This window comes from Sporosarcina sp. USHLN248 (assembly GCF_037144575.1).
Classification (GTDB): Bacteria; Bacillota; Bacilli; order Bacillales_A; family Planococcaceae; genus Sporosarcina; species Sporosarcina contaminans.
Map to the genome: position 1 here is coordinate 1 of NZ_JBBCZC010000074.1, position 7912 is coordinate 7912.

8 protein-coding genes are annotated in these 7912 nt (G+C 41.2%); 7 read left to right on the top strand and 1 reads right to left on the bottom strand.

Annotation, left to right across the window (positions count from 1 at the left end; all coding sequences use genetic code 11):
* Positions 1-276: 276 nt before the first annotated feature.
* The 3 genes from WFH04_RS17650 (at position 277) to WFH04_RS17660 (ending at position 2287) form a co-directional block, all read left to right on the top strand.
* A complete protein-coding gene (locus WFH04_RS17650; RefSeq protein ID WP_336825562.1) occupies positions 277-480 on the top strand; it encodes a helix-turn-helix transcriptional regulator in 204 nt (67 codons plus the stop codon).
* A 1-nt stretch (position 481) separates the two neighbouring features.
* The gene (locus WFH04_RS17655) at positions 482-985 is read left to right on the top strand and encodes a hypothetical protein (RefSeq protein ID WP_336825564.1); all 504 of its coding nucleotides are present in this window, start codon (positions 482-484) and stop codon (positions 983-985) included.
* 318 nt (positions 986-1303) lie between these two features.
* Positions 1304-2287 (top strand): ring-cleaving dioxygenase, encoded by a 984-nt coding sequence (locus tag WFH04_RS17660; protein WP_336825566.1) that lies wholly within the window; start codon positions 1304-1306, stop codon positions 2285-2287.
* Positions 2288-2326: 39 nt separating this feature from the next.
* On the opposite strand, the gene WFH04_RS17665 is transcribed toward WFH04_RS17660, so the two are convergent.
* The gene (locus WFH04_RS17665) at positions 2327-2494 is read right to left on the bottom strand and encodes a hypothetical protein (RefSeq protein ID WP_336825568.1); all 168 of its coding nucleotides are present in this window, start codon (positions 2492-2494) and stop codon (positions 2327-2329) included.
* 138 nt (positions 2495-2632) lie between these two features.
* Here WFH04_RS17665 and WFH04_RS17670 point away from each other — a divergent pair, with 138 nt between their 5' ends.
* The 4 genes from WFH04_RS17670 (at position 2633) to WFH04_RS17685 (ending at position 7771) form a co-directional block, all read left to right on the top strand.
* Complete coding sequence (locus tag WFH04_RS17670) at positions 2633-3889, top strand: mechanosensitive ion channel family protein (protein WP_336825570.1); 1257 nt, start codon at positions 2633-2635, stop codon at positions 3887-3889.
* 101 nt (positions 3890-3990) lie between these two features.
* Complete coding sequence (locus WFH04_RS17675; RefSeq protein ID WP_336825572.1) at positions 3991-5586, top strand: ATP-binding protein; 1596 nt, start codon at positions 3991-3993, stop codon at positions 5584-5586.
* On the top strand, positions 5583-6314 hold the full coding sequence (locus tag WFH04_RS17680) for a response regulator (protein WP_336825574.1): 732 nt from the start codon (positions 5583-5585) through the stop codon (positions 6312-6314). The genes WFH04_RS17675 and WFH04_RS17680 overlap by 4 nt, the downstream gene beginning before the upstream one ends.
* Before the next feature lie 128 nt (positions 6315-6442).
* Complete coding sequence (locus WFH04_RS17685) at positions 6443-7771, top strand: CitMHS family transporter (protein WP_408020200.1); 1329 nt, start codon at positions 6443-6445, stop codon at positions 7769-7771.
* Positions 7772-7912 lie beyond the last annotated feature (141 nt).

Here is a 7912-nt window from a genome sequence, read left to right on the forward strand (position 1 = left end):
GCGCCTGGAACGGAAAGCGACGGTTGTCAGGGGTTCCCCATTTATTCTCCAACCAGAAAGGGACTATCACAGAAAATCAGTTTTCACTGACTTTCTGGACAGCCCCTTTTTGAATGGCGAAATCGTATAGGGAATAATGGACATAGTTTCTTTTACATCCGGAACATGGCGACGGAAAAACGATCATTCTTTCATTGTTAAATATCCATAACATAATGTATATAATACTTTACTTAATGTTAATTATAGTGTACATTATGTGTAGGGGGAATCGACATGTTGAAAAACAGAGTACGGGAGTTGCGTGCCCGTCATGAATATACGCAAAGTGATCTTGCCAAAATTGTTGGTGTCACACGGCAAACGGTCGGTTTTATTGAAAAAGGGGAGTTTTCCCCCTCGGTCACACTATCTTTGAAAATTGCGCAGGCGCTCGAGTGTGATATTAATGAAGTATTTTGGTTGGAAGGGGAGGAATGAAATGAAGGGTGATATGAGGTTTACGTATCCGCTTTGGCAGATGGGGTTTATTTTATTGCTGATCGGTATTACAACGATCATTGGAATTGCGTCAGATTATAAATTGACAAATAGCGCAGATAGTTTTCTATTTGAGTTTACATTGGAAGGTAACAGCTTTTGGTACACTGCCATTTGGCTCGCGGTCTTACTAATCTATCTTGTTATATTTAGATGGAAACTCCATCAGCATAACAAACGCAATACAGGTCATAAGCTGAAATTCTCGTCCTTGAAACCACAGGAGTATATGAATGATGATGAATTGTTCGAAGATGTTACGAGACGCGCGACACAGAAAGTCTATTCTTATTTCACGATCGCATTGCCGTTCGTTGCAGGTTTCTTTTTGATTTTACCGATTGGGAAGTTCGGGATGCTGAATGTATTGTTGCTGCTTGCGATTGGACAATATTTTATTTATTACCGGACGATTAGAAAGTATATGGCAGAGGATACTGATTGAACGGGAGTATTGCTTATTTTTCTGAATAGTCGTCATTCACAAAGGAATGATCCCTTCCAAATCCGATGATCGATTTGGAAGGGATTTTTTGTTTTGTGAATTTGGCAAGCTGACAGGGATTTCTGTTTCTTTCGTTCTTCATCCAAAGTAAAAATATTGACCATCTTAAGAGGTCATGTTATTATTATCTTGAATTCGAGATATATTGAAGTGAATTGACGATTAATTTAGTTGTAATTGCTAAACAGAAAGCATTTTTTAGCGATAACTTGTCTTTACGATTTTTGGGTAGAATGAATACTAAAAGGAGAGAGTCATATGAACGGTTTGAAAGGGATCCACCACGTCACTGCGATTACGAGCAGTGCAGAGAAAAACTATGAATTTTTTACGTTTACATTAGGCATGCGGTTAGTGAAAAAAACAGTAAATCAAGATGACATCCAAACGTATCATTTATTTTTCGCGGATGATAAAGGTTCCGCGGGTACGGATATGACGTTTTTCGATTTTCCGGGCATCCCGAAAGGAACGCATGGAACGAATGAAATATACAAAACGGCTTTTCGTGTTCCGTCAGACGAAGCATTGGATTATTGGCTCAAGCGTTTTGAGAAATACGATGTGAAAAACAGTGGTATTAAAGAAGTGTTCGGCAAAAAGACGATTTCTTTTGTCGATTTCGATGACCAGCAATATATGTTAATTTCAGATGAAAATAATAAGGGAGTCGCTGCTGGCACACCGTGGAAAAAAGGTCCTGTTCCTCTTGAGTATGCGATTACTGGTTTAGGACCGATTCACGTCCGCATTGGAGATTTTGATTACTTTAAAAAAATGCTTGAGACGGTTATGGGCTTTCATGAAATTGCAAAAGAAGGATCGCTCCATTTGTTTGAAGTTGGTGAAGGTGGAAATGGTGCACAAGTAATTGTGGAACATAGTGCATTGCTTCCAAATGGCCGCCAAGGATTTGGCACGGTGCATCATGCGGCCTTCAGAGTGGAAGATACAAGTGTCTTGGAAGAATGGATTGAGCGTATGCAAAGCTTTGGATTCAGTACTTCCGGGTATGTTGATCGCTTCTTTTTCGAGTCATTATACGCTCGCGTAGCACCTGGCATTCTGTTTGAATGGGCAACTGATGGCCCAGGCTTTATGGGGGATGAACCGTACGAGACCGTTGGAGAAATTTTATCATTGCCGCCATTCCTTGAAGGGAAACGTGAACAGATTGAAGCTGCAGTAAGGCCAATCAACACAGTCCGCAGTACACTTGAAATTGAAAAAGAGTATTTTTAATAGGAAATGTTTCTTCTATCAGAAGTGAAAAACGTAGGATTATTGGAAGTTGGAGCGAGTCATAAGAAAGGCCGGAAGCTCGTAAATGGGCTTCCGGCTTTTTTGTGCTTCTACTCTTTTCAGTTCAACACTAATCATTTCCTCTACAATTGCATTTGTCAGTTGTTTAGCTGTTTCAACGAATGACTTCCAGATCGCGTTGATCATTGACCCTATTATCCCTATGGCAGTAATGTCCAAACTACATGGAAAAAGCAGTAGGGGAGATTGCCAATCGATGAGACGATCTGCTAATCCTGTTATAATAGAAGGTGCTGAAACGAAGTGAAAAACGGGAGGAAGCAAATGGTCTTTATTCGTAAATGGTTGTTAGGGTTAGGAGTGGATGAAGCATGGGTTGATCTTTTCTCATTCATCATTCTGATTACTGTCATCACTCTCCTTTGTATCATCGCGAATTTGATTACGAAACAAGTGATCATTCGGTTCATCGCCCATATTATTAAAAAGCACAATATTAAGTGGGGGAATATTTTGTTGGAACGGAAAGTGTTCCGCAGATTATCCCATTTTGTACCAGCAATTATCATCTATTATTTCGCTCGAACTTTCCCGACGTATAAAAGTATGATCGAAACGTTGGCGCTCACATATATTATGATTGTGGCATTTAGTGTCATCAATCGTCTATTAAGTGTATTAAATGATATTTATCAAACATACGAAATATCGAAAACGAAACCGATCAAAGGATATGTACAAGTTGCCAAAATTGTTGTCGTCATCATTGGCATCATTTTAGTAATCGCTAACTTAATGGGGAAAAACCCGGTTATTTTACTTAGTGGAATCGGTGCGCTTTCGGCTGTGTTCATGTTAGTCTTTAAAGATTCGCTATTAGGTCTTGTAGCTGGTATCCAGCTTTCGGCGACGGATATGGTTCGGGTAGGCGATTGGATTGAAATGCCGAAATACGGTGCCAATGGAGATGTCATTGATATATCCTTGAATACGGTGATGGTGCGAAATTTTGATCGGACCGTGACGATGATACCGAGCTATGCGCTCATTTCGGATTCATTCATCAACTGGCGTGGAATGCAGGAATCCGGCGGGAGACGCATTAAGCGTGCATTGTATATTGATACGTCAAGCATCCAATTTTGCACGGAGGAAATGATTGAGCGCTATAAACAAATCCACTATCTTGCGGATTATATTGCCGAACGAGAGCATGAAATTGAAGAATATAATCGTCAGAATAAGGTTGATCGCAGCAATATCGTAAACGGTAGAGCTATGACAAACATCGGAGTCTTCCGGGCATATATTAGCGAATATCTTCAGCATCATCCGGGGATTCATAAGGAAATGACATTAATGGTTCGCCAGCTTGCCCCCGGGGAACATGGTCTGCCAATCGAAATTTATGCGTTTGCGAATAGTGTGCAATGGGCAGTTTATGAAAATGTGCAAGCCGATATTTTTGATCATTTATTTGCTGTTGCAGGGGAATTCGGACTCCGTATTTTCCAAAACCCAGCAGGTAGTGATTTAAAATCAATCGACACTTTTGTTAACCCCCTTTCCAAGTCCGAATAAGGCTTTGGAGGGGGTTTTTGTTTGGAGTCCATAAGCATGATAAAATCGATGTAATATGATTAAAGAAACAGGATGATGGTGGCTGAAGAGGAGGTTTTAGGATGCTTAGTCCAACAAGATCTGTCCCAAATGATAAGCGTTTTTACAGTTTACGTATGAAGATGATCTTGCTAATTAGCCTGTTGCTTATTTGTATTTTGTGCGTGTTAGGAATATTTTTCAATCAAATGCTGGTGAAGGCGAATGAAAATCAAGTAGCAAAACGGGCATTGAACGTAGCTTCTTCAGTTGCGGAAATGGATGAAGTGATCGCTGCTCTTGAGCATAATGATCCGGAAGGTAAAATACAGAGGATCGTCAGCCCGATTCAGCAAGCAACGAATGCAGAATATATCGTAGTCGGCGATAAGGAGAGCATCCGGTTTTCTCACCCGCTTCAAGAACGGATTGGTGAAAAGATGGTCGGCGGCGATAATGAACGTGCACTCCGCAATGGAGAATCGTACATAACGAAGCAGACAGGCACTTTAGGCCCTGCCCTCCGAGGCAAAGTGCCAATTGTCAATAAAGAAGGCGAAATAATCGGTGTTGTTTCAGTCGGCTTTCTGAATGAAAACGTAGATGCGATCATTAGCGAGGAAAAGTCTACGATCTGGATTGCTATTATATTCGTTTTCATTTTAGGAATTCTCGGCGCCATTGGTATTTCCTTTTACATAAAACGGCTGCTTTTCGATATGGAGCCTGAAGAAATTTCAGAACTGCTGTTGCAAAAGGAAGCAATTTTGCAGTCGACAAAAGAAGGAATTATTGCATTCAATCAATATGGCGAGTTGACGATGCTGAACAAAGCCGCTAAAGATATGCTTTCGAATGATGGGAAAGTAGATCAATCCATTTATAGTCATTTATTTCAAAATAAGAAGGAGACAGATAAAGAGATGTTGTTAGGCGAGACGATCGTGTTAGCGAATCGGACACCGATTGAAGAAAATGGCTCGTTTGCCGGCGTCGTCGCAACATTTCGCAGGAAAACAGATATCGAACATTTGACGAAAGAATTGATGCAAATGAAGCAATATGCGAACACTTTACGATCGCAGGCACATGAATTTTCGAACAAACTGTATACAATATTAGGATTGCTTCAGCTGGATAAGATAGAGCAAGCGGAAGCTTTCATTAAACAGGAAAGCGAATTGCAAAATCATTGGCTCACATTTTTGGCAGACCGCGTTGCTGACCCGGTCATACATGGTTTATTGCAAGGGAAGTATAGCCAGGCGAATGAAGTGGGCATTACGCTGAAGATTCAAGAAGACAGCAAATTAACGGATGTAGTTAAAGGACAAAAGCAGACCGCTCTGCTAACAGGTTTGGGGAATATTATTGAAAATGCGATTGAATCCATAAAACTTTCCCAAGTTGAAAAGAGGGAAATCTCTGTCTACTTTACCGATTGGGGAGAAGAGATTTACTTCGAGGTTGAGGACTCTGGTCCCGGCATTCCTCCAGATGCGGCCGACCAATTGTTTGCCCAAGGATTTTCTACGAAAGGCGGAGACGAACGAGGGACAGGCTTGGCGTTAACCCGAAAAGTGCTTCGCGAAGTAGGCGGCGAAATTATGTTTGAAAAAAGTGAGCTTGGCGGTGCATTATTCATCTTAGTCATTCCAAAGAAGGAGTTGAAAAAATGAATCAGATTATAGAAGTTCTCATTATTGAAGATGATTTTTGGATTGCAGGAATACATAAAGATATCGTGGAAAACATTCAACCATTTCGCGTGACACATATTGCAAAATCGGCCGAAGAGGCAGTATGGTTTTTGGAAGGCTGCGAACAATTGCCGCAGCTTGTGCTTCTTGATCTATATATTCCCGATACGGAAGGGCTGACCTTATTTAATAATTTGAAGGCCCGATATCCATCAATTGACATTATCGTCGTCTCTGCGGCGAATGATAGGAAGACGATCGTTGAAACGAAGAGGGCAGGGGCTTTTGACTTTATTATTAAACCGGTAGATCAGCAGCGTTTCAACCAAAGCTTACATGCATATGTAGAGTTTCGAAAACGGATCGATGGGCCTGGTCCGTTCAAGCAACAAGAAGTGGATCGATTATTCAGGATGATGTCTGGAGAAAACAAGATCGAAAGGGAGACTGGAGAACTACCGAAAGGCATTGACCCGCTCACACTGCAGGAGATTATTGGATATCTTGAAAATCAAGCGACCGGGCCGATGACAGCAACTGCGATTAGCGACGCGTTGGGCATGAGCCGTTCTACTGTGAGACGGTATATGGAGTATTTAGTTGCGACGGAGCAAGTAGAGGCGGTACAGCATTACGGCAATGTCGGTAGACCGTTAAGACAGTATATTTACCGTGAGCAAAATGAACAAAATGCAGGAAATAGGTAATAATTGATTAATGAATCAAATCTATCCCTCTCATTTATTTTTTGTTATTTTGTAAAAGACAAAAGTTTATGAAGCGTTCATACTGTTCATTAATTGAAAGCGCTGTCTTGAGAGGGAGGTACATATTCATGTTAAGTTTTATTGGTTTTGCGACGATAGTCATTATCGTTTTACTATTGCTGCGTGGGAAAACGACTCCGATGATACCGCTCGTGCTAATACCGATTGTAGGAGCGCTAGTGGCAGGTTTTCAAATAAAAGAAATCGGTGACTTTTTCGGCGATGGAATCGTTTCCGTCGTTCAAGTAGCGATTATGTTCATCTTCGCTATCCTGTTTTTCGGTATTATGCAAGACGCTGGTCTATTTGATCCGATTATCGACAAAATGATAGCGGTTACACGAGGGAACGTTATTACGATTAGTATCGGCACAGTCGTTATTGCGGCGATCGCACAGCTTGATGGTTCAGGTGCATCCACATTTTTAATTACAATTCCTGCACTCTTGCCTGTCTATCGCCAAATGAAGATGAGTCCTTATTTGCTCCTTCTGTTAATTGGCGGCAGCGCGAGCATTATGAATATGATTCCTTGGGGAGGGCCACTCGGACGGGCTGCTTCCGTGTTAAATATGGATGTCACTGAATTGTGGAGACCGCTGATTCCAATTCAAGTAATCGGTATGGTATTAATGATTGTTTTGGCAATTCTTTTAGGGATGAGAGAAAAACGGAGAATCATTGCCCGATATGGCAGCGTTGAAAACGCAATCGCCCATGAAGAAGAGGATGTCGCTATGTTTGACCGACAGGAGAGCGGCGGCAATGTCAAAGTGACAAAAACGAAAATCTATTGGCTAAACGTTATTTTAGCAATTGCAGTAATTGGTGTGTTAGTTGCTGGCATCATTCCGGCAGGATTGGCGTTCATGATCGGAGTGTGTATTGCTCTTCCATTGAACTACAGAAAAGCGGACGACCAAAGCAAAACGATTCAAAAGCATGCACCAAATGCATTGACGATGGCAACAATTATTTTAGCGGCTGGATCATTTTTAGGCATACTGAATGGGACAGGCATGTTAGATTCAATCGCAGAAGATACTGTCACAGTGCTTCCATCTTTCATTACACCTTATATTCACTTAATTATTGGGGTATTGGGAGTGCCATTTGATCTATTGCTTAGCACGGACGCGTATTACTTCGCGCTTCTACCAGTCGCAGAGCAGATCGGAACAACATTTGGAATTCCTTCCATCTCTACGGCATATGCAATGATTATTGGAAATATCGTTGGAACATTTGTCAGCCCATTCTCACCTGCACTATGGCTTGCACTTGGCCTTGCTGGATTGGAAATGGGTAAACATATCCGTTACGCTTTCTTATGGATGTGGGGACTCAGCATCGTACTTGTCTTTATTGCATTTGCTATGGGAACTATTACTTTATAAGAAACAAAAAATCAGGCTTCCAGAAAATTTGGAACTGACCTAAGAAAATGAGACAAATAAAAACACCTTTCGTTGAAAATAGGGTATTGAACCTTATGAAATCAATTCGGAGGTGTTTTTTTAATGGCGACTAGAGTTAGT

Bases quoted from the DNA above. Each gene is read 5' to 3' on its own strand.
- WFH04_RS17650 (WP_336825562.1), top strand. From the start codon at position 277: ATGTTGAAAAACAGAGTACGGGAGTTGCGTGCCCGTCATGAATATACG.
- WFH04_RS17660 (WP_336825566.1), top strand. From the start codon at position 1,304: ATGAACGGTTTGAAAGGGATCCACCACGTCACTGCGATTACGAGCAGT.
- WFH04_RS17670 (WP_336825570.1), top strand. From the start codon at position 2,633: ATGGTCTTTATTCGTAAATGGTTGTTAGGGTTAGGAGTGGATGAAGCA.
- WFH04_RS17655 (WP_336825564.1), top strand. From the start codon at position 482: ATGAAGGGTGATATGAGGTTTACGTATCCGCTTTGGCAGATGGGGTTT.
- WFH04_RS17675 (WP_336825572.1), top strand. From the start codon at position 3,991: ATGCTTAGTCCAACAAGATCTGTCCCAAATGATAAGCGTTTTTACAGT.
- WFH04_RS17680 (WP_336825574.1), top strand. From the start codon at position 5,583: ATGAATCAGATTATAGAAGTTCTCATTATTGAAGATGATTTTTGGATT.
- WFH04_RS17685 (WP_408020200.1), top strand. From the start codon at position 6,443: ATGTTAAGTTTTATTGGTTTTGCGACGATAGTCATTATCGTTTTACTA.
- WFH04_RS17665 (WP_336825568.1), bottom strand. From the start codon at position 2,494: ATGATCAACGCGATCTGGAAGTCATTCGTTGAAACAGCTAAACAACTG.